The sequence below is a fragment of the Spirillospora sp. NPDC052242 genome, assembly GCF_040679555.1.
Classification (GTDB): Bacteria; Actinomycetota; Actinomycetes; order Streptosporangiales; family Streptosporangiaceae; genus Spirillospora.
Genome location: NZ_JBFAUZ010000003.1, coordinates 17,001 through 37,949, shown reverse-complemented (window position 1 = coordinate 37,949; position 20,949 = coordinate 17,001). Strand labels below are relative to the sequence as shown.

Sequence of the window (20,949 nt, the reverse complement as noted above, 5' to 3'; positions counted from 1 at the left end):
TCTGATGGCGGGGTGAAGATCCGCATCGGTGTGGGGGACGTGCCCGAACGCGGCGCGCCGGACGACCCCGGGCTCGCCGGCCTCGCGGCCGACCTGGAGGCGCGCGGCATCGACTCGCTGTGGCTGTCGGACCTGGCGGCCGCGCCGAACACCGTCGATCCGCTGATCGGCATGGCCTACGCCGTCGGCCGCACCGAACGGCTGAAGGTCGGGACGGGCGTGCTGGTGCTGCCCGGACGCAACCCGGCGGTCGTCGCGGCGCAGCTCGCCGGGCTCGCCGCGCTCGCGCCCCGGCGCGTCCTGCCGGTCTTCGGCGTCCGCCCCGCGCGGCGCGCCGACCGTCCCGTCTACCCCGTGCCGGACGGGCCCCGCGCAGAGGTGTTCGAGGAGGCCCTGCACGTGGTGCGGGCGCTGCTCACCGAACCGTCCGTCACCCACCACGGCCGGTACTTCCACCTCGACGACGCGTCGGTCGCGCCGCTGCCCGCCAAGCCGCTCGACCTGTGGCTGGGCGGCCGCGTCCCCGCCGCCATGGACCGGATCGGACGGCTCGGCGACGGCTGGCTCGGCGCGACCGTCACCCCGGCCGACGCCGAGGCGTGCCGCGCCCGGATCGTGCGCGCCGCCGACCGGGCCGGACGGGCGATCGAGGAGGACCACTACGGCACCTACCTCACGGTCGTCCCGGACGGCGCCGGCGAACGCGCGGTCGACGCCCTGCTGGCGCGGCTCCGCAAGGACCGCCCCGACGTCGCCGACCCGCGCGCCCTCCTCTGCCTGGGCTGGGACGACGCCCGCGACCGCGTCCGCCGGTTCGTCGACGTCGGCCTGTCGAAGTTCGTCGTCCGCCCGGCGGGCCCGGTCACGGCCCGCCGCGACTTCCTCGACGCGTTCGCCGCCGAACTGCTCCCCCTCGAGAACCGCTGATCACATCCGCTCGGCGCCGGACCTGATGGCGTCGCGGATGCGGGCGTAGGTGCCGCAGCGGCAGATGTTGCGCAGCTCGTCCAGGTCGGCGTCGGTGATGTCGCGGCCCTCCGCGCGGACCTGCCGGACCTTCGCCACCGCCGACATGATCTGCCCCGGCTGGCAGTAGCCGCACTGCGCGACGTCGTGCTCCAGCCACGCCTCCTGCATCGGGTGCAGCTCGCGGCCCACCGTGCCCGGCAGGCCCTCGATCGTGACGACCTCGTCGTCCGGGCCGATCCGGGACACCGGCACCGAGCAGACGTTGACCGCCTTGCCGTTCACGTGGGACGTGCACGCCTGGCAGACGCCGATGCCGCAGCCGTACTTGGGGCCGGTGACCCCGAGCAGGTCGCGCAGCACCCACAGCAGGCGCACGTCGTCCTCGGCCTCCACGGTGATCTGCTCGCCGTTGAGCCGGAAGGTATGGGTCGGCACGTCGGGCTCCTTAGAACGCGCGGTCCAGGCCGTCGACCGGGGACTGCGGGGTGGACGGCTGCAACGGGAAGGGCTCGAAGGCGAGCGTCTCGTGGTTGATGGGGAACCGGGTCGGCATCGTCCCGGTCGCGCGGGCGTACGCGCAGGCCACGGCCGCGAGGGCGGGCGCCACCGCCAGCTCGCCCGCGCCGCCCGGCTCGTCCTCGCTCGGCGGCATGACGATCACGCGCGTCTCCAGCGGGGTGTTCCACTGCCGCGTGTAGAAGTAGTTGTCCCAGCTGCCCTCCAGCGGGACGCCGTCCCGCATGTGCAGGCTGGACGTCAGCGCCATCGCGATGCCGTCGTTGAGGCCGCCGATCATCTGCGCGTCCAGGCCGCGCGGGTTGATCGGCAGGCCCACGTCCACCACGACCAGCGCGCGGGTCACGCGCGGGCCGGTGACGCCGTTGCGGATCGGGCGGTTCACGGTCTCGGGACGGCAGTCGATCTCGACGAGCACCGCGCACGCCGACCGGTACTCGCCGGCGAGGCCGACGCCCTGCGCGACGCCCGCGGGCAGCGCCCGTCCCCACTCGCCTTCGGAGGCCGCCCGGTCCAGGACGGCCCGCAGCTTGGCGTCGTCCAGGAACTGGCGGCGGAACTCGACCGGGTCCTTGCCCATCTCGGCGGCGAGCCGGTCGACGACGAGTTCCCGCGCGCACACGACGTTCGGCGAGTACACGTTGCGCATGCTGCCGGTCTTGAACTCCAGCGGGATCTCGGTCAGCGTCTGCTTGGTCGACCCGAACTTGTACGGCGACGACTGGCTCAGGTGGAAGAAGACCTGGGCGATGGCGTCGTTCACCACGACCGGGATGTCGGCCGCGTTGGCGCTGACCATGTCGCCGAAACCGTGGCTGAAGCTGGTCTCGGTGCTCACGTGCCGCTGCTCGTAGGACACGACGTCCCCGCCCCGGTACGCGGCGCGCACCCGGGAGACCGACATCGGATGCACGCGCCCCTGCCGGACGCTGTCCGTCCGCGACCACGACAGCTTGACCGGCTTGCCCATCTTCTTCGAGATCTCCGCGGCCTCGACCGCCGCGTCCGGGTGCAGCCGCCGCCCGAACGACCCGCCGCCCTCCACCACGTGCACCTTCACCTGGGACACCCGCAGGCCCAGCCGCTTCGCGATCTCCGCCTGCGCGTCGCCCGGAACCTTCAGGCTCGCCCAGACCTCCGCGCTCCCCGGACGGACGTCCGCGATCGCGACGTCCGGCTCCAGCGGCGAGTTGCTCGCGAACATGAACGCGAACTCGGCGTCGACCGTCCGGCTGAACAGCGGCGCCCCGCCCACCCGCGGCACCGCCCGCCGCAGCTTCGCCAGCACCGTGTCGTCCGACTCCCCCGCCACCGGCCCCGGACGCCACGCCACCTCGAGCGCCCGCACCGCGTCGATGCACTGGCCGAACGTCCGTCCCCGCACGGCCACGCCGTGCTCCAGCACCGCGACGTCGGTGATCCCCGGCATCGCCGCCACCGCCGCCGCGTTGCCCACCGACGCGACCGTCCCGTCGATCGTCGGGGCGCGCCGCACCATCGTGGGCAGCGCGCCCGGAACGTCCAGGTCCATGGCGAACCGCTTGCGTCCCGTCACGGCGTCGAGGGCGTCCACCCGCGTCGTCGGCGTCCCCACGACCGCGAACCGGGCGGCGTCCTTCGGCGTCGCCGACACCCGGACCGTGCGGGTGACCGCCGCGGCCTTCGCGAGCGACCCGTAGGTCGCGCGGCGGCCGTGCCCGTGCACCGCGCCGTCCGCGGTCGTCAGCCCGGCGGCGTCCACGTTCCAGGCCCGCGCCGCGGTCGCCACCAGCCGCTCCCGGGCGATCGCCGCCGCCGTCCGCACCGGCCCGTACAGCGAGCGGACCGACGTCGAACCGCCGGTGAACTGGTTGAACAGCAGCTCGGGCCGGGCGTCCGACAGCGACACCCGCACCTTGTCCAGCGGCAGGTCCATCTCCTCGGCGATCAGCATCGCCACCGCCGTCGTGATCCCCTGCCCCACCTCCGCGCGCGGCAGCGCGAACGAGACCGTCCCGTCCTCGCCCACCTGGACGGCGACCAGCCCGGACGTCGGCGCCGCCGCGAGCTTCACCAGATCGCCGACGTCGAAGATCTCCTCCGGCTGCGGCGGCGTCGGGCTCGCCGCCGCCGGACCCCCCGTCCACTGCACGGCCACCGCCAGCGTCGGCGCCGTGACCAGATAGCCGAGGAACCTCCGGCGCCGCAGGCCCGGTCCGTCCTCCATGGCGGCCTCCCGGTGTGGTAACTGACCACTTACGCGCGCAGCATCGCACACCGGGCCCCGCCCCGGGAACCCTTATTGGCGGATCGCCAATAACACTCCCGTCACGCTCCGGTCAGCCCGGACGCCGTCAGCGTCAGGTGCCGGACGAGCACCTCGGCGGCCCCGTCGGCGTCGCGGGCCAGCGCCGCCTCCTCCAGCCGGCGGTGCTCCGCCACGCCGTCCCGCCCGGGATTGCGGTGCGCCGACCAGCGGCGGGCCAGCTCGCTCGCCGTCCACATCCGATCGAAGGTCTCCAGCAGCACGGGGTTGCCGCACCCCTCCAGCAGCGTCCGGTGGAACACCCGGTGGGCCTCCGACCACTCCTCGGTGTAGTGGCCGCCGTCCGGCCCGTACGGTGGGGTCCGGGCCAGCCGGTGGTGCGCGGCCCGCACGCGGGCCTCCCAGTCGACGTCCCCGCGCTCGATCGACATGCGCAGGACGACCGGCTCGATCGTCCGCCGCGCCTCGGCGATCTCCTGCCAGCGCCGGTCGGAGAAGGCGGGCACCGCGAAGCCCCGGTTGTGCAGCCGGTCGGCGAGCCCGTCGCCGACCACCCGCACCAGCGCCTCCCGCACCACGGCCAGGCTCACGCCCTGCTGCCGGGCCAGCTCCTGCGGCTTGAGCGCCGCGCCGGGCGCGTACTCCCCCCGCATGATGGCGTCCCGCAGGCGGGCGTAGACCTGCTCGGACAGCATCTGCTTCCCCGCGGCGGTTGTCTGTGTCATGGCACGAGCATAGACGATCGCGCGAATAATCGATTTTTTCTGCTACTGTCGATTCCACACCCGATCGAGAGGACTCACGATGAGCGCCAACGACCCCTTCGCCCGCCTGCCCGAGGCCGCCGCCTTCACCGTCACCAGCGACACCGTCGCCGACGGCGGCGCCTGGCCCGCCGAGCAGTGGGCCGCGGGCGTCCCCGGCGGCGCGGACGTCTCCCCGCACCTGTCCTGGAGCGGCGCCCCGGAGGGCACCAAGAGCTACGCCGTCACGGTGTACGACCCCGACGCCCCAACCGGATCAGGCTTCTGGCACTGGGCGGTCGCCGACATCCCCGCCACCGTCACCGAACTGCCCGCGGGCGCGGGCGACGACACCGGCTCCGGCCTCCCCGAAGGCGCCTACCAGCTGCCCAACGACGCCCGCGCCGCCCGGTACATGGGCGCCGCCCCGCCCGCCGGCCACGGCCCGCACCGCTACTTCGTCGTCGTGCACGCCCTCGACGTCGCGTCCATCGGCGTCCCGTCCGACGCCACCCCGGCGCTCCTCGGCTTCACGATGGCCGGCCACATCCTCGGCCGCGCGACCCTGATCGCCACCGCCGAAACCCCCGCCTGACCCCACCCCGCGGCCCGCCGCCTCCCTCCGGCGGCGGGCGGCGGGGTTAGTGGTACGGGCCGGTGCGGCCGAGGGTTTCGACGGGGGTCGCGCCGGGGCGCGTCCACTGCGGTACGGGACGGCTGGTCGGGCCCCAGGTGGCGTTGCCGTCCGCGTCCGAGCGCCAGTACCAGCACGGGACGTCGCCCTCGGGCCAGCCCTCGGGGTTGTCCTGCCACGCCTCGCCGCGGCCGTAGGGCGTCATGTCGAGCAGGGCCATGGAGCCGTTGACCGGCTCGGTGCCGCGGCCCGTCGTGGAGTAGGTGAGGAACGTGCGGTCGCCGTCGCGCAGGAAGCTGGTGGCGTAGCCCATCGGGCCGCCGACCGGCTCGTCCACGTCGCGCACCGAGTACCAGGGCTCGGTGTAGCCCATGAAGTCGACGTAGGCGGCGACCTCGTCCCACTGGCCCGTCGTCAGGACGGCGTACGAGACGCCGCGGGCGTTGAGGTAGACGGCGTCCTTCATGTGCCACACCGTGGTGGTGCAGCCCTCGCACTGCCCCTGGGGCGGCGCGTCGTCATACCACATGTGCTTGTAGACGACGAGTTCCTCGCGGCCCTGGAAGAGGTCGATGAACGGCACCGGGCCGCCGGGCCCGACGATCTCGACCGTCCCGTCGAACTCCACCATCGGCAGCCGGCGGCGCGCCGCGGCGATCGCGTCGCCCTCGCGGGTGTGGGCCTTCTCGCGGACCAGCAGCTCGTCCCGGGCCGCCTGCCAGGTGGCCATGTCGACAATGGGCGGACGCCCGGGCAGTTCGTCGGTCATGGTGTCCTCCGTGATCTCTCGCGCATTGGTCGTTCGGGCAGACTCCTACCCCGCCCCGAACTCATCGCGACCGGCGACTCGGTTCCGATCACCCGTCCGGGACGTCCGAAGGGCACGCGCCCCTGGCCGAAGAGGAGCAAGGATGGCCGGTGATGCGCAAAGACCTCGGAAGCAGCGTTCTCCGGCACTAGATCACGAAAGTGGCTACTTTCGGGGCATGGGGGCCATGGCATGAGCGGCGTATCGCGACGGGGCTTCCTGGTCGCGGCGGGCGTGCTGGCGGCCGGAGGCGGTACCGCGGCGCTGGTGGAAGCGGGCGTTCTGCCCGGGAGGGAGCGCGCGGCGCGGGCGCTGGGCCGGTGCGATGAGATGCCCGCTCCCCCTGCGGGGCCGACGGGACCGGTGGAGGAGCACACCCTGCGCGCGGGCGGCGAGTCCGTTCGCGCCGTGATCGGCCGTCCGCCCGGCGCCCGTCCCGGCTCGCCGCTGCCCGTGGCCGTCCTGCTGCACGGCGGCGGCGGGAACGCGCGCACGCCCTTCGACGTGTACGCGATCCAGAACTACCTGGCCGACGCGGTGGCCAAGGGGACGCCGCCGTTCGCCGTGGCCTCCGTCGACCGCTGGTACCTCGACGGCCTCGTCACCGGCCACCTGCTCCCCTTCCTGGCCGACCAGGGGTTGCAGACCGGACGCCTGGGCCTGCTCGGCTGGTCGATGGGCGGGGACGGCGCCCTGCGCCTGGCGGCGGACCTGGGCCGCGCGCGGGTGGCCGCGGTCGTGGCGACGTCACCCGCCATCGACGACACGGACGCCCGCACGTACGCACGGCGGCTGACGGGGATCCCGGTGTGGGCCGCGTGCGGCAGCCACGATTCCTTCGCCGAACCGACCGAGCGGCTCCTCGCGACCCTGCGCGACGCGGGCGAGCACCCGGAGGGCGGGATCTACCCGGGCTGCCACGACGCGGCGTTCCGCCGCAAGATGCTCCCCCACCAGCTACCGTTCCTCGGCCCCCGCCTGACCCGCGGAACCGACGGCTGACGGGCGCGCGATAAACCCGTTGCGGGGGTGGGGATGATGGGCGGGTGCGCGAGTTCGATGATCTGGTCGCGGAGGCCGAGGCGGCGCCCGTCGAGGGGTGGGACTTCTCCTGGTTCGAGGGGCGGGCCACCGAGGAGCGGCCTTCCTGGGGGTATCAGCGGTCGATGAGCCGCCGGCTGCGGGAGGTCGGGGCCGCGCTCGACGTGCAGACGGGCGGGGGCGAGGTGCTCGCCGGGGCCGAGGCGTTCCCGCGGACGATGGTGGCCACGGAGGGGTGGCCGCCGAACGTCGCGAAGGCGACCCGGCTGCTGCATCCGCGCGGGGTCGTCGTGGTGGCGGACCCGGACGAGCCGCCGCTGCCGTTCGCCGACGGGGCGTTCGACCTGGTGACCAGCCGGCATCCGGCGACGGTGTGGTGGGACGAGATCGCGCGGGTGCTCCGGCCGGGCGGGACGTACTTCGCCCAGCACGTCGGGCCCGGGACGGTGTGGGAGCTCGTCGAGTACTTCCTCGGCCCGCAGCCGGACGCGAAGCAGATGCGGCACCCGGACGTCGAGCGGGCCGACGCCGAGGCGGCGGGGCTCGAGGTGGTCGACCTGCGGATGGAGCGGCTCCGGATGGAGTTCTTCGACGTGGGGGCGGTCGTCCACTTCCTGCGGAAGGTCGTGTGGACGGTCCCGGGGTTCACGGTCGAGAAGTACCGGGAGCGGCTGCGGGAACTCGACGCGGGCATCCGCGCCGACGGCCCGTTCGTCGCCCACTCGACGCGCGTCCTCTTCGAGGCCCGCAAGCCCGGCGGGTGACGGGCGACCGGCTCCGAGCGGGGCTCGGAGCCGGGCGGTCAGCGGGGGCGGGGTGGGTATTTGGCTATGAAGAGGCCCTCGGCGGTCACGCAGTCTCGGCCGTTGTGGCGGATGGCTCCGATCGTGCGGATCTTGCGGCCGTCCACGGAGACCTGGCGGGCGGAGACGGTCAGGGGTTCGAACAGGGGCGTCAGGCGGTGGTAGCGGAGGGTGAGTTCGGCGGTCATGCCGGACGTCCCGGCCCAGCCGTTCGCAACGCCGAGGGTGTGGTCGAGCAGGAGGGACGAGACGCCGCCGTGGACGCTCGACGGCGGGCCCTGGTACGGGAGGTCGAGGGTGGTGGTGGCCTCGATGCCGCCGTCCGGGGTGCCCGTGTACTCCAGGGGCGGGGCGAGGGGGTTCTCGGGGCCGGTGGCCGGGTCGTGGCGGGTGTTGCCGTCGCCGCGCCACATGTCGACGAGGCGGTCCTCCAGCGGTGGCGCCGATGCTTCGAGGTCGTCGGCGACGGCGTTGAGGCGGTCGGCGACGTCCGCCATGTCGGCGGTGGAGATGTCCCCGGCGCGGACGAGCGCGGCGATGACGCGGCGGGCGGCGGCGGAGGCGGCGTCGACGCCGCAGCGGCGGGGGGACGCCTGGAGGTCGATCGTCACGCGGGCCTCCCGGTGGGCTGCGGGTCGCGGGGCAGTCCGAGGATGCGTTCGCCGATGATGTTCAGCTGGACGTCCGTGGTGCCTCCGGCGATCGACATGTTGCGCGAGTTCAGGAACATCCACGTGGGGTCCTGCATGCCGCCGGGGCCCTCGCCGGTGAGGGCGTCCGGGCCGATCCAGTCGACGGCCGTCTCCCAGACCTGCTGGATGTGCTCGACGCCGATGAGCTTGCCGATGGACGATTCGGCGCCCGGCTGCCCGCCGGCGAGCGAGCGGAGGGTGGTGCGGAGGCCGAACAGGCTGCTCGACTGGGCGTCGCAGAGGATGCCGCCGAGGGTGGTGAGGCGCTCGTCGTCGTCCGTCCGGACGAGCTTGAGGAGGGCCTCGCCGCCGCTGCCGAGGGACGAGTCGTTCGACAGCGACACCCGCTCGTTCGCGAGGGTGGTGCGGGCGAGCTTCCAGCCGTCGCCGGGACGCCCGACGAGGAGGTCGTCCGGGACGAACACGCCGTCGAGGAAGACCTCGTTGAACAGGGTGTCGCCGGTCAGCTCGCGGAGGGGGCGGATGTCGATGCCGGGCGACGTCATGTCGAGGAGGAAGTACGACAGCCCCTTGTGCTTGGGGACGGACGCGTCGGTGCGGGCGAGCAGGATGCCCCAGTCGGCCTCGCGGGCCATGGACGTCCACACCTTCTGGCCGCTGATCTTCCAGCCGCCGTCGACCTTCTCGGCGCGGGTGCTCAGCGCGGCGAGGTCGGAGCCCGCGCCGGGCTCGCTGAACAGCTGGCACCAGCGGACGTCGCCGCGCAGGGACGGCGGCAGGAAGCGTTCGTGCTGCGCGGGCGAGCCGTGCGCGATGAGCGTCGGCACCACCCAGTTGCCGATGATCATGTCGTGGGCGCGCAGGTCCGCGGCCCGCATCTCCTCGGCGATGACGAGCTGGGTGACGGCGTCCGCGCCCTTGCCCCAGGGGGCCGGGAGGTGCGGGGACGTGTAGCCGCGGCCGGCGAGGTAGTCGATCTGTTCCTTGCCGGTGAGGGCCTTCGCGGGTTCGAGTTCGGCGCGGATCTCGGCGCGGATCGCGTCGGCCTCGGGCGGGAGTTCGACGGACAGTTCGCGGCGGACGCCGTCGAGGGTGAGGCGCGCGACGCGGCGGCGCCAGTCGGCCGTGGATCCGAGGAGGACGCGGAGCGTCTGCGTGCGGCGCAGGTACAGGCTCGCGTCGTGCTCCCACGTGAAGCCGATGCCGCCGAGCGTCTGGATGCAGTCCTTCGCGGTGGTGAAGGCGGCGTGCAGGGAGGTCGCGCCGGCGACGGCGGCGGCGAGGGACGCCTCGCGGGGGTCGGCGGTGTCGTGCGCGCGGGCGGCGTCCCACGCGCACGCGCGGGCCTGTTCGGCGTGCGCGAGCATGCGGGCGCAGCGGTGCTTGACGCCCTGGAACTGGCCGATCGGACGGCCGAACTGCTCGCGGACCTTCGCGTACTCGGCGGCGGTCGCGGTCGTCCAGTCGGCGAGGCCGGAGGACTCGGCGGCGAACAGGACGGCCGCGAGGTCGAGGACGGCGCGGGCGTCGATGTCGAGCGTCGCGTCCGGGACGAGGCCGTCGGCGTGGAGGCGGCCGAGGCGGCGGGTCAGGTCGTGGCTCGGGAGTTCCTCGGCGGACGCGCCCGCCAGGACGGCCCACGCCGTCCGGTCGCCGTCGCGGGCGGGGACGACGAGGACGTCCGCGAGGTGCGCGCCCATGATCGGCTCGGACGTCCCGTGCAACGTTCCATCGGCGCGCAGTTCGAGCCCGCCGGGGCGGAGGCCGACGGCGCCGAGCGTCGCGCCGGACGCGAGGCCCGCGAGGTGGGCGCGGTGGCCCGCGCGGTGCAGGACGGCGCTCGCGAGGACGGTCGGGAGGAACGGCCCGGGGGTCATCGCGCGGCCGAGCTCCTCGAGGACGACCGCGAGTTCGAGCAGCCCGTACCCGGCGCCGCCGGCGTCCTCGGGGAGGTGCAGGCCGAGGAGGCCCTGGGCGGCGAGGTCGTCCCAGAACGGCGGGACCTTCTCGCGGTCGGCGTCCACGGCGGCGCGCACGGCGGCCAGCGTGACCTGCCGGGCGGTGAGGGCGCGGACGGCGTCGCGGAGGTCGCGGTGCTCCTCGGTCAGTCCGATGGTCATCGGGATCCCTTCGTGGATACCCCGGCCTTCAGGCCGGGGAGGAAACGAAGCTCCTGCGGAGCAGTGCAGGGAAAGACGAATCGCCGCCAGAGCGATGCGGCGTCTGCACCCACCGGCCGACACCGGCCGCTCACATGGAAACTGATAGCTTGTGAGGCATGGCGCGGCAGGTCAAGCGGGCGTTCAAGTACCGCTTCTATCCCACGGACGAGCAGGCGGCCGAGCTGTCGCGCACGTTCGGCTGCGTCCGCCTGGTATACAACAAGGCGCTGGAGGAGCGCACGCGGGCCTGGTACGGCGAGCAACGCCGCATCTCCTACGTGCAGTCCTCCGCCGCTCTCACGCAGTGGAAGAAGACCGGGGAACTCGCCTTCCTGGCCGAGGTGTCCTCGGTCCCGCTCCAGCAGGCGCTCCGCCATCTCCAGACGGCGTTCGGGAACTTCTTCGCCAAGCGCGCCGAGTACCCGCGCTTCAAGTCGAAGAAGAAATCCCGCGCGTCGGCCGAGTACACCCGCAGCGCCTTCACATGGCGCGACGGGAAGCTGACGCTGGCGAAGATGGCCGGGCCCCTGGACATCCGCTGGTCCCGTCCCCTCCCCGAAGGGGCGGAGCCGACCACGGTGACCGTGTCCCGCGACGCGACCGGCCGCTGGTTCGTGTCCCTGCTGTGCGAGGACACCATCGCCCCGGCCCCGGCCACCGGCGCGGCTGTCGGCCTGGACGCCGGGATCACGTCCCTGGTGACCCTGTCCACCGGGGAGAAGATCACCAATCCCCGGCACGAGCGGCGTGACCGCACCCGTCTGGCGAAGGCGCAGCAAGAGCTGTCGCGCAAGGCGAAGGGCTCGGCGAACCGTGAGAAGGCCCGCCGGAAGGTCGCCAGAATCCACGCCCGGATCACCGACCGGCGCCGCGACTTCCTGCACAAGCTGACCACCCGGCTCGTCCGTGAGAACCAAACGGTCGTGCTCGAGGACCTCAACGTCCGCAACATGGTCAAAAACCACACGCTCGCCCGCGCCATTGGTGACGCGGCGTGGCGGGACATGCGGACGATGCTGGAGTACAAGTGCGCCTGGTACGGGCGCGAACTGGTCGTGATCGACCGCTTCTTCCCCAGCTCCAAGCTGTGCGGGGCCTGCGGCACGGTCGCGGCGAAGATGCCGCTGAACGTCCGCGAGTGGACGTGCGACTGCGGCGTGGTACATGACCGCGACGTGAACGCGGCGCGCAACATTCTGGCCGCCGGGCTGGCGGTGTCCGCCTGTGGAGACGGTGTGAGACCTCAACGGGAGTCCTCCCGGACGGGGCGGTCGTCGGTGAAGCAGGAAACCCAGCGGGCGACCGCTGGACTCCCCCGCCTTCAGGCGGGGGAGGAAGCCAAGCTCAGATCCGTTCGATGATGGTGGCGGTGGAGTGCGCGCCGCCCGCGCACATGGTGACGAGGGCGGTGGAGCGGTCGGCGCGCTCCAGCTCGTTGACGGCCTGGGTGATCAGCCGGGCGCCGGTGGAGCCGACGGCGTGGCCGAGGGCGATGGCGCCGCCGTTGACGTTGACCTTGTCCATGTCGGCGCCGAGGACGCCCGCCCAGGACAGCACGACGGACGCGAACGCCTCGTTGATCTCGACGAGGTCGATGTCGGACAGCTTCATGCCGGCGCGGTCGAGGACGTCGCGGGTCGAGTCGATGGGGCCGTCGAGGTGGTAGTGCGGGTCGGAGCCGACCATGGTGGACGCGACGATGCGGGCGCGGGGCCGCAGCCCGAGTTCGGCGGCGCGTTCGCGGGACATCAGCAGGACGGCGGCGGCGCCGTCGCTGATCTGCGACGCGTTGCCCGCGGTGTGGATGCCGTCCGGAATGACCGGGTTCAGGGCGGCGAGCTTCTCCGGGGACGTCTCGCGGAGGCCCTGGTCGCGGACGACGGTGGCGGTCTCGCCGGTCGGGCCCTCCTTGGTCATGACGGGCGCGTCGATCTCGATGATCTGGCCCGCGAAGCGGTCCTCGGCCCAGGCGCGGGCCGCCTTCCGCTGGGACTCGAGGCCGAGCGCGTCGGCGTCCGCGCGGGTGATCCCCCGGTTCCTCGCGATGCGCTCGGCGGCGGTGAACTGGTCGGGGTAGTCGAAGTCCCAGCCGTCCGGCATGGGGCTGCCGGTCTCGGGGGTGAGGGCCTGGCCGAGGAAGACGCGGCTCATCGCCTCGACGCCGCAGCCGATGCCGGTGTGGATCGTTCCCGCGGCGATGAGCCCGGCGACGAGGTGGACGGCCTGCTGGGACGAGCCGCACGCGCAGTCGATGCTGGTGCAGGCGGTCGTGTACGGGAGGCCCGCGTACAGCCAGGCGTTGCGGGTGACGTTGTTCGCCTGCTCCCCGGCCTGGGTGACGCAGCCGCCGACGACCTGCCCGACCGTGGCCGGGTCGACGCCGAGCCGGTCGAGGAGGCCCTTCTGGGTCGCGCCGAGGAGCTGCACCGGGTGCAGGCCCGACAGGGCGCCGTGCCGCTTGCCGACCGGGGTGCGGGCGGCGTCGACGATGACGGCTTCAGGCATGGGGGCTTCCTTCCTGTCCGGTCAGGACGCGCTTGGCCCAGCGGTAGTCGGCCTTGCCGCTGGGCGAGCGCATCACCGCGCCGGTGAACGTGATCAGTGCCGGAATCTTGTAGCCGGCGAGGTGGTCGCGGCAGTGCGCGCGGAGTTCGTCGGCGGTCGGGGCCGTGCCGGGGCGGGCCTCCACGACGGCGGCGACGCGCTCGCCGAACCGCTCGTCGGGGACGCCCGCGACCAGCGCGTCCAGCACCGCGGGGTGGGCCTTGAGGGCTTGCTCGACCTCTTCGGGGAAGACCTTCTCGCCGCCGGTGTTGATGCAGCCGGAGCCGCGGCCGAGGACGACGACGGTGCCGTCGGCCTCGACGCGGGCCATGTCGCCGAGGATCGACCAGCGGACGCCGTCGATGACGGGGAACGTGCGGGCGGTCTTCTCGGGGTCGTTGTGGTAGCCGAGCGGGACGTGCCCGCTGCGCGCGATGAAGCCCGGTTCGTCCGATCCGGGCGGGAGCGGACGCAGCGCGGCGTCGACGACGGTGACGCGGGGGTTCGGCGACAGCCGCATGAGGCCGTCGGCGCCGACCGCGATGGTGCCGTCCACGCCGGACTCGGAGGCGCCGAACCCGTTGTTGACGTGCAGGTCCGGGATCAGCTCGGCGAACTCCTCCTGCACGCTGCGGGACAGGATCGCGCCGCCGGACCCGAGCACCTTGAACGACGACAGGTCGAACGCGGCGCCGTGCGCGCGGATCGCGTCGGCGAGCGGGCGGGCGATGGCGTCGCCGACGACCATGACGATCAGCGGCTTCTCGCGGTCGATGAGCCGGAGCGCCTCGACGGGCTCGAAGCGGCGCATCAGCACGGTCGCGGAGCCGGTGAGCAGCGCGGTCAGCAGGTTGTAGGTCGCGGCGCCGTGCATGAGCGGCGCGGTGACCAGGTAGGTGAGGGGGTGGCCGGACGCGGCGGCGGCGACGAGTTCCTCGGCGGTGCGGTGCGGCTCGCCGTAGTGGTTCCCGCCGCGCAGCGCGGCCATGTAGAAGTCCTCGTGCCGCCAAATGACGCCCTTGGGCGGGCCGGTGGTGCCGCCGGTGTAGATGATGAACCGGTCGTCGGGCGAGCGCCCGTCGCGCGGCGCGGCCGAGCCGTCCGGGACGTCCGCGAAGGCGGCGACGGCGACCCGTTCGGGCCAGGACGCCCCGTCGGCGGACCCCGCGACGATCGCGAGGCGGAGCGCGGGGCAGTCGGCGGCGACGCGGGCGGCGGCGGGCGCGAACTCCGCGCCGACGAACAGGGCGGCGAGGCCCGCGTCGGTGTACAGGTGGTGCAGCTCCCGGTCGGTGTAGCGGTAGTTGATGTTGACCGGGACGGCCCGGGCCTTCACGCACGCGAGCAGCGCCTCGACGTACTCGGGGCCGTTGAGCAGGTGCAGGCCGACGTGCTCGCCGGGCCCGATGCCGGACGCCCGCAGCCGTGCGGCCTGCGCGTCGGCGCGGCGGTCGAGCTCCGCGAAGGTGGCCCGGTGGTCGCCGCACACGAGGGCGAGGCGGTCCGGGACGGCCGCCGCCACGGCCTCGAAGAGGGTCGCCAGCTGAAGCGTCATGGGACCGAAGTTAGAATTGATTCTCGTTGCCGGACAAGATCAGTCCCACTGAGTGGTTCGCGGCGGTCGGAGCGGGGGTTCCCGGCCCGCTGAGCGGGATCTGACCGGCCGCAAAAATAGAATTCGTACTAGCCTCCGTCGGGTCATCGCGAACACCGACGGGAGTCCTGATGAACGCTGACCTCACCCTGGCGGGGCGCACCGCCATCGTCACCGGCGCGGGCGCCGGACTGGGCCGCAGCGAGGCCCTCGCGCTGGCCGGGCAGGGCGCGGCCGTCGTCGTCAACGACATCGGCCCGGCCGCCGAGGACGTCGCCGGCGAGATCCGCGACGCGGGCGGCAGCGCCGTCGCCGTCGCCGGGGACGTCGGCGACTGGACGCTCGGCGAGAAGCTGGTGCAGACGGCCGTGGAGACGTTCGGCGGCCTGGACGTCGTCGTCAACAACGCGGGCGTGCTGCGCGACAAGATGCTGTTCAACCTGTCCGAGTCCGACTGGGACGACGTGATCCGCGTGCACCTGAAGGGCCACGCGGCCGTGTCCCGCGCCGCCGCCGTGCACTGGCGGGCCGCGAGCAAGGCCGCGGGCGGGCCGGTGTACGGACGGGTGATCAACACGGCGTCCGAGGCGTTCCTGTTCGGGTCCGCCGGGCAGCCGAACTACTCGGCGGCGAAGGCCGGGATCGTCGCGCTGACCCTGTCCACCGCGCAGGGCCTCGCCCGGTACGGGGTGCGGGCGAACGCGATCTGCCCCCGCGCGCGCACGGCGATGACCGAGGCGTCGTTCGGCGAGGGCACCTCCCCCGGCGGCCTGGACGTCATGGCGCCCGAGCGGGTCGGGACGTTCGTCGGCTACCTCGCGTCCCCCGCCGCCGAGAAGATCAGCGGGCAGGTGTTCGTCGTGTACGGCGACATGGTCGCGCTGATGGCGGCGCCGACCGTGGAGCGGAAGTTCACGGCCGAGAGCGGCGTGTTCTCCCCGGAGGAGTTCGCCGCGCAGGTCACGCCGTACTTCGACGAGCGCGACCCGCGCCGCACGTACGCCGCGTGGGACGTCGCCGCGCTCGACACGACGGGCACCAACCGGCCGCGGTGACCCCCGGCCCGACGGCCGCCCCCGCGTCGCGCGGACGGGGGCGGCCGTCCGCGCGTCAGTACGCCCCGGGCCCGCGCAGCGACGCCTCCGCGCCGCCGTCCACGTAGACGACCTGGCCCGCCATGTGCGAGTTCGCCGGGGAGATCAGCCAGGCGAGCGCCTCCGCGACGACCTCCGGGTCGGCGTACCCGTTGAGCGGCATCGGGACGGCCCGGTCCATCACCTCGCGCATCTTCGGGTCGGCGAACAGCGGCTCGCTCATCGGCGTCCGGACGACGCCCGGCGCGACCGCGTTCAGCGGGATGCCCGCGCCCGCCCACTCCGGCGAGACCGACGCCGCGCGCAGCCACCGGGCCAGCGCCGACTTCGACGACGGGTACAGCCGGTTGCCCGCGCCGCGCTCGATCACCTTCGCCGCCGCCGCGAGCGCCGCGGGCTCGTCGCCGTCCAGGCAGGCCCGCAGGACGTCGTCGTCCACCGGCTGCGTCCCGGAGATCGACCCGACGGCGGCGGCGCGGGGCCGCGCGGCGCGGGCGAGCGCGGGCCGCAGGCCCTCCAGCAGGGCGACGGCGCCGAAGTGGTTGACCGTGACGGTGAGCGGCGTCGGACCCGACACGCCCGCGCACGCCACGACGCCGTCGAGCGTCCCGCCCGACCGGTCGAGGACGCCGGCGACGGCGGCGGCCCGGCCCTCCGGCGTGCCGAGGTCGGCGCACACGTCCGCGTCGCGCAGGTCGACGCCGATGACCGCCTCGCCGCGGCCGCGCAGCGTCTCCGCGAGGGTCCGGCCGATGCCGGAGGCGCTGCCGCTGATCGCGATCGTGCGTCCCGTCGTTGACGTCGTGGTCGCTGCGGTCATGGGGGTCTCCTTCACATGTGGGAGCCGCCGTCGACCCGCAGGTCGACGCCGGTCTGGTAGGCGGCGTCGGACGAGCCCGCGTACGCGATCACCGCCGCGATCTGCTCGGCCCGGCCCTGCCCGAACGGGGGCGCGAGCCGCCCGAAGTACGTCGGGTCGACCCCGGCGGGGAACATGTCGGGCGCCCTGGTCAGCGGGGTGTCGATCCCGCCCGGCGAGACCGACAGCACCCGCACGCGGCGCGGGCTCAGCTCGGCGGCGAGGCTCAGCGAGAACGACAGCACCGCGCCCTTCGACGCCGAGTACGCCGACATGTACGGGTTGCCCTGCACCGCCGACAGGGACGCGACGTTGACGATCGCGCCCGTCCCGTCCGGCAGGTGCGGCGCGGCCTCGCGGCAGAACAGCGCGGTGCCGACCAGGTTCACCTGGAAGAGGCGGGTCAGGTCGGCGACGGTCAGGCCGCCCAGCGGCGTGGTCTTGTGGATGCCCGCGACGTTCACCAGGACGTCGATGCCGCCGAGCGTCGCGACCGCGTCCCGGACGGCGCCGATCACGGCGGGCTCGTCGGTGACGTCGGCGACGCGCGTCGCGATCGTCCCCGGGCCGGTGATCGCGGCGGCCGTCCCGGCGAGGCCGTCCGCGGACAGGTCCACCCCGTACAGGGCGGCGCCCTCGCTCGCGAGGCGGATCGCGGTGGCCCGCCCGATGCCCGACGCGGCCCCGGTGAGCAGTACTTTCACACCGTCATAGCGCTTCATGACCGCACGGTAACGACGGCCCGGACGGGACGGCCGGTGCGGTCCCGGCCAGCGGAACGCGCGTCAGCCGGCCGCGTTGGAGCGCGGCGCGAGCAGCAGCCGGCACGCCATCCGGATGTCGCTCTCCACATCCGCCATGGACGCGCGCCCGTTCAGGCTCATCTGCAGCACCCCGTACCAGCACTGCATGAGCAGCCGCACGAGCCGGACGTCCTGCGCCGTCGGCACCTCGATGCCGATCGCCAGCAGCACGATCTCCTGGAACGTGGTGTCGATCTTGGCGGTGTCGACGACGGTCGCGACGTTCGCGCTGTTCGCCGCGTGCAGCATCGACGCCGACAGCAGCGGCTGCGCCATCAGGGTGCGGCTCGCGGCGACGAGCAGGTCGGCGACCGCGTCCTCCGGGTCGGTGCCGGGCGGCGGCGGCCCGACGCCCTCCCCGAACCGGTCCACCTGCGCGGCCATCACCGCGGTGAACAGGTGCACCTTCGAGGGGAAGTAGCGGTAGAGCGTGCCGATCGCCACCCCGGCGGCCTTGGCGACCTCGTGCATCTGGACGCGTTCGAGGGGCTTCTCGCCGCCGATGCGCATGGCGGCGCGCAGGATGCGCTGCCGCCGGTCGTGCTGCTCCGGCGAGCTGGGCTCGGCCGACAGCCTCGCCGCCGCGATCCTCGCCACGATCTCCCCCTCCGACTCGCGTCCCGACACGACCATATCTAGCCGCCCGGAACGGTCCGCCGCACGTCGATACCGCTCAGTGGGACGCGCGGGCCCGCACGGCCGCACCGCGCTTACGTTTGCCGCGCCGAGATCGCGAAGGGGACGTCACGTGGGCGAATGGACGGACGAGTACGACGTGGTGGTGGCCGGATCGGGCGCGGGCGCGCTCGCCGGGGCGCTCGCCGCCGCGGCGGGCGGGCGGCGCACGGCCGTCCTGGAGAAGACGGCGCTGCTGGGCGGGACGAGCGCCTACGCGGGCGCGTCGATCTGGCTGCCGGGCAGCCCGGTGCAGCGCCGCGCCGGGATCGACGACGACTCGACCGAGTCGGCCCGCACCTACCTGACGGCGCTGCTCGGGGACGGGCCCGCCGCGCTGCGCGAGGCGTTCCTCGAGGCCGCGCCCCGGGTCGTCGAGTTCCTGGAGAGCGACCCGGCGATCGAGTTCGAATGGCAGGCGTTCCCCGAGTACTACGACGCGCCGGGCCGCACCGCGCGGGGCCGGTCGTTCGTCCCGCTGCCCGTGCCCGCCGAACGGCTCGGCGACCTCGCGGCGCTCGTCCGTCCGCCCGTCGACCGGGACCGCGCCGGGCTGCCGCACGACCCGTCGGCCCCGCTGGTGCAGGGCCGGGCGCTGATCGGGCGGCTGCTGCTGGCGTTCACGAACACCGGGCGCGGCGACGTCCGCACCCGGACGGCGCTGACCTCGCTGGTCGTCGAGGACGGGCGGGTCGTCGGTGTCGAGGCCGACACGCCGGACGGGCCGGTGCGGCTGCGGGCCCGGCACGGGGTGCTGCTCGCGGCCGGCGGGTTCGAGTCGTCCGCCGAGCTGCGGGCCGAGCGGAAGGTGGCCGGGTCGGCGGAGTGGACGATGGCGCCGGACGGCGCGAACACCGGCGACGCGATCGCGGCGGCCGTCGCCGCCGGGGCCGCCACCGGCGACCTGGACGAGGCGTGGTTCTGCCCCGGCCTCGTCGACCCGGACGGCCGCGCCGCGTTCACCCTCGGGTTCCGCGGCGGCCTCATCGTCGACGGGACGGGCCGGCGGTTCGCCAACGAGTCGCTCCCCTACGACCGGATGGGCCGCGAGATGGCCGCCGCGCAGGGCCCCCTGCACCTGGTCTTCGACGCGAAGTCGACGGGGGCGCCGGCCATCACGATCCCCGCCGCCGACCCCGACGCCCACCTGGCCGCCGGGACCTGGGTGCGGGCCGACACGCTGGACGAGCTCGCCGCGAAGATCGGCGTGCCCGGCCCGGCCCTCGCCGCGACCGTCGACCGGTTCAACGGCTTCGCCGCCGCGGGCGTCGACGCGGACTTCCACCGGGGCGAGGACCCCTACGACCGGTACTTCACCGGCGGCGGGCACGGCCTCGTCGCCGTCGACCGGGGCCCCTTCTACGCGGCCCGGATGGTGGTCGGCGACCTCGGCACCAAGGGCGGCCTCCGCATCGACCCCGACGCCCGCGTGCTCGACGCGTCGGACCGTCCGATCCCCGGCCTGTACGCGGCGGGCAACACCACCGCCTCCTTCACCGGCCCGGTCTACCCGGGCCCGGGCGTCCCGATCGGGACCGGGATGGCGTTCGCGTACCGGGCCGTGCAGCACATGGCATCCGAGGAGAAGTGAACATGGCATCGATCAGGACGCGGGCCGCCGGGCTCGCCGCCGCCGCGGCGTGCGCCGCGACGCTCGGCGCCGCCGTGCCCGCGCAGGCGGACGTCCCGCCCGGCCACCGCGGGCGCCTCCTGGCCGCGGGCCCGGTCACGGGCACCGCGGCACTGCCGAGCGCCGCCGCCAACCGGACGGTCACGTACACGTCGGAGGGCGCGAACGGCCGGCCGATCACCGTGACCGGCACCGTGGCGATCCCGGCGGGGACGCCGCCGCGCGGCGGCTGGCCCGTGCTGAGCTGGGCGCACGGCACGACCGGCACCGCCGACGTGTGCGCCCCCTCCGCCGACACCGCGGACGGCCCCGCGCACGACTACCTCGCGTTCACCGAGCGGTACCTCGACCGGTGGGTCGCGCAGGGGTACGCGGTCGTGCAGACCGACTACGAGGGCCTCGGCACCCCCGGCGGGCACCCGTACATGCACGGCCGCAGCGAAGCGAACGCCGTCGTCGACATCGTCCGCGCCGCCCGCGGCCTCGACCGCCGCATCGGCCGGAACTGGTACGTCGCCGGGCACAGCCAGGGCGGGCACGCGGCGCTGTTCACGGCCGCCGCGCGGCAGACGCCCCGCGACGTGCGCCTGCAGGGGGCGCTCGCGCTCGCGCCCGGCTCGCAGACCAGCGCGACCCCCGAATACGTGCGGTCCGGGCTCCCGGGCGCGCAGGCGGCGATGCCGTTCCTGTTCGTCCTGCTCACCGGCGCCGAGGCCGCCGACCCGGCGATCGTCCCGGACGACCTGCTGACCGACGAGGCCCTCCCGATGCTCGACGCCGCCCGGACGTCCACGTGCACCTACGGGCTCCGGAAGATGGCCGAGGGCTTCGACCCCACGAAGGTCTTCAAGCCCGACGCCGATCTGGGCCCGCTCGTCGCGTACCTGCGCTCGCAGGAGCCCACGGGCCTCGACCTGCGCGTGCCGACGCTCGTCCAGCAGGGCACCGCCGACACGCTGGTCTCCCCGGACGCGACGAAGCTGCTGCTCGGCGACCTCTGCGAGCGCCACGACACGATCGCCTACCGCGAGTACGAGGGCGCCGACCACCGCGCGCTGCTCGACGCGTCGTTCACCGACGGCCTGCGGTACGTCGAGCGCCTGCGCGACGGCGAGACCCCGCCGTCCGGCTGCTGACCGTCCCCGGGCCCGCGGCCGGCACCGCGGGCCCGGCGGT

At 74.2% G+C, this 20,949-nt stretch carries 19 protein-coding genes; 8 read left to right on the top strand and 11 right to left on the bottom strand.

The annotated features are described in order from the left end of the window. Positions 1 to 12 precede the first annotated feature (12 nt). A complete protein-coding gene (locus AB0L25_RS03400) occupies positions 13 to 927 on the top strand; it encodes a TIGR03854 family LLM class F420-dependent oxidoreductase (protein ID WP_500168174.1) in 915 nt (304 codons plus the stop codon). On the opposite strand, the gene AB0L25_RS03395 is transcribed toward AB0L25_RS03400, so the two are convergent. From AB0L25_RS03395 to AB0L25_RS03385, 3 genes are all read right to left on the bottom strand, one after another. Then, a complete protein-coding gene (locus tag AB0L25_RS03395) occupies positions 928 to 1,404 on the bottom strand; it encodes a (2Fe-2S)-binding protein (RefSeq protein WP_500168172.1) in 477 nt (158 codons plus the stop codon). A 10-nt stretch (positions 1,405 to 1,414) separates the two neighbouring features. Beyond that, positions 1,415 to 3,691 (bottom strand): molybdopterin cofactor-binding domain-containing protein, encoded by a 2,277-nt coding sequence (locus AB0L25_RS03390; RefSeq protein ID WP_500168170.1) that lies wholly within the window; start codon positions 3,689 to 3,691, stop codon positions 1,415 to 1,417. Between the two features lie 101 nt (positions 3,692 to 3,792). Continuing rightward, positions 3,793 to 4,455: a GntR family transcriptional regulator gene (locus AB0L25_RS03385; protein ID WP_500168168.1), complete on the bottom strand. Its 663-nt coding sequence runs from the start codon at positions 4,453 to 4,455 to the stop codon at positions 3,793 to 3,795. 79 nt (positions 4,456 to 4,534) lie between these two features. On the opposite strand from AB0L25_RS03385, the gene AB0L25_RS03380 reads away from it, so the two are divergent. Continuing rightward, positions 4,535 to 5,068 (top strand): YbhB/YbcL family Raf kinase inhibitor-like protein, encoded by a 534-nt coding sequence (locus tag AB0L25_RS03380; RefSeq protein ID WP_500168166.1) that lies wholly within the window; start codon positions 4,535 to 4,537, stop codon positions 5,066 to 5,068. A gap of 46 nt (positions 5,069 to 5,114) precedes the next feature. Here AB0L25_RS03380 and AB0L25_RS03375 read toward each other — a convergent pair whose 3' ends face one another. Continuing rightward, a complete protein-coding gene (locus tag AB0L25_RS03375) occupies positions 5,115 to 5,876 on the bottom strand; it encodes a DUF899 family protein (protein ID WP_500168164.1) in 762 nt (253 codons plus the stop codon). A gap of 231 nt (positions 5,877 to 6,107) precedes the next feature. Here AB0L25_RS03375 and AB0L25_RS03370 point away from each other — a divergent pair, with 231 nt between their 5' ends. Both AB0L25_RS03370 and AB0L25_RS03365 read left to right on the top strand, forming a co-directional pair. Next, positions 6,108 to 6,917, top strand: a complete 810-nt coding sequence (locus AB0L25_RS03370; RefSeq protein WP_500168162.1) for an alpha/beta hydrolase — start codon at positions 6,108 to 6,110, stop codon at positions 6,915 to 6,917. 44 nt (positions 6,918 to 6,961) lie between these two features. Then, positions 6,962 to 7,720 (top strand): class I SAM-dependent methyltransferase, encoded by a 759-nt coding sequence (locus AB0L25_RS03365; RefSeq protein ID WP_500168160.1) that lies wholly within the window; start codon positions 6,962 to 6,964, stop codon positions 7,718 to 7,720. Positions 7,721 to 7,758: 38 nt separating this feature from the next. Here the strand turns inward: AB0L25_RS03365 and AB0L25_RS03360 are convergent, their stop codons facing one another. Together AB0L25_RS03360 and AB0L25_RS03355 are read right to left on the bottom strand one after the other, a co-directional pair. Then, positions 7,759 to 8,370: a PaaI family thioesterase gene (locus AB0L25_RS03360; RefSeq protein ID WP_500168158.1), complete on the bottom strand. Its 612-nt coding sequence runs from the start codon at positions 8,368 to 8,370 to the stop codon at positions 7,759 to 7,761. Beyond that, a complete protein-coding gene (locus AB0L25_RS03355; protein ID WP_500168156.1) occupies positions 8,367 to 10,532 on the bottom strand; it encodes an acyl-CoA dehydrogenase family protein in 2,166 nt (721 codons plus the stop codon). The genes AB0L25_RS03360 and AB0L25_RS03355 overlap by 4 nt, the downstream gene beginning before the upstream one ends. Before the next feature lie 158 nt (positions 10,533 to 10,690). Between AB0L25_RS03355 and AB0L25_RS03350 the strand changes: the two genes are divergently transcribed. Then, the gene (locus AB0L25_RS03350; RefSeq protein ID WP_500168154.1) at positions 10,691 to 11,935 is read left to right on the top strand and encodes an RNA-guided endonuclease InsQ/TnpB family protein; all 1,245 of its coding nucleotides are present in this window, start codon (positions 10,691 to 10,693) and stop codon (positions 11,933 to 11,935) included. Here the strand turns inward: AB0L25_RS03350 and AB0L25_RS03345 are convergent. Next, the gene (locus AB0L25_RS03345; RefSeq protein WP_500168152.1) at positions 11,919 to 13,079 is read right to left on the bottom strand and encodes a steroid 3-ketoacyl-CoA thiolase; all 1,161 of its coding nucleotides are present in this window, start codon (positions 13,077 to 13,079) and stop codon (positions 11,919 to 11,921) included. The genes AB0L25_RS03350 and AB0L25_RS03345 overlap by 17 nt on opposite strands. Further along, the gene (locus AB0L25_RS03340; protein WP_500168150.1) at positions 13,072 to 14,673 is read right to left on the bottom strand and encodes an acyl-CoA synthetase; all 1,602 of its coding nucleotides are present in this window, start codon (positions 14,671 to 14,673) and stop codon (positions 13,072 to 13,074) included. The genes AB0L25_RS03345 and AB0L25_RS03340 overlap by 8 nt, the downstream gene beginning before the upstream one ends. A 170-nt stretch (positions 14,674 to 14,843) precedes the next feature. On the opposite strand from AB0L25_RS03340, the gene AB0L25_RS03335 reads away from it, so the two are divergent. Further along, positions 14,844 to 15,767, top strand: coding sequence for a 3-oxoacyl-ACP reductase (locus AB0L25_RS03335; RefSeq protein ID WP_500168148.1), 924 nt, complete (start codon positions 14,844 to 14,846; stop codon positions 15,765 to 15,767). Between the two features lie 55 nt (positions 15,768 to 15,822). Here the strand turns inward: AB0L25_RS03335 and AB0L25_RS03330 are convergent, their stop codons facing one another. From AB0L25_RS03330 to AB0L25_RS03320, 3 genes are all read right to left on the bottom strand, one after another. Continuing rightward, on the bottom strand, positions 15,823 to 16,626 hold the full coding sequence (locus AB0L25_RS03330) for an SDR family oxidoreductase (RefSeq protein ID WP_500168146.1): 804 nt from the start codon (positions 16,624 to 16,626) through the stop codon (positions 15,823 to 15,825). A gap of 11 nt (positions 16,627 to 16,637) precedes the next feature. Beyond that, positions 16,638 to 17,387, bottom strand: a complete 750-nt coding sequence (locus tag AB0L25_RS03325) for an SDR family NAD(P)-dependent oxidoreductase (RefSeq protein WP_500168144.1) — start codon at positions 17,385 to 17,387, stop codon at positions 16,638 to 16,640. A 63-nt stretch (positions 17,388 to 17,450) separates the two neighbouring features. Beyond that, positions 17,451 to 18,065 carry a TetR/AcrR family transcriptional regulator gene (locus AB0L25_RS03320; RefSeq protein WP_500168142.1) on the bottom strand — a complete coding sequence of 205 codons (615 nt, stop codon included), beginning with the start codon at positions 18,063 to 18,065 and terminating at the stop codon, positions 17,451 to 17,453. 151 nt (positions 18,066 to 18,216) lie between these two features. Here AB0L25_RS03320 and AB0L25_RS03315 point away from each other — a divergent pair, with 151 nt between their 5' ends. Together AB0L25_RS03315 and AB0L25_RS03310 are read left to right on the top strand one after the other, a co-directional pair. Continuing rightward, positions 18,217 to 19,734: an FAD-dependent oxidoreductase gene (locus AB0L25_RS03315; protein WP_500168140.1), complete on the top strand. Its 1,518-nt coding sequence runs from the start codon at positions 18,217 to 18,219 to the stop codon at positions 19,732 to 19,734. Between the two features lie 2 nt (positions 19,735 to 19,736). Beyond that, the gene (locus AB0L25_RS03310; RefSeq protein ID WP_500168138.1) at positions 19,737 to 20,909 is read left to right on the top strand and encodes an alpha/beta hydrolase family protein; all 1,173 of its coding nucleotides are present in this window, start codon (positions 19,737 to 19,739) and stop codon (positions 20,907 to 20,909) included. Positions 20,910 to 20,949: the final 40 nt, after the last annotated feature.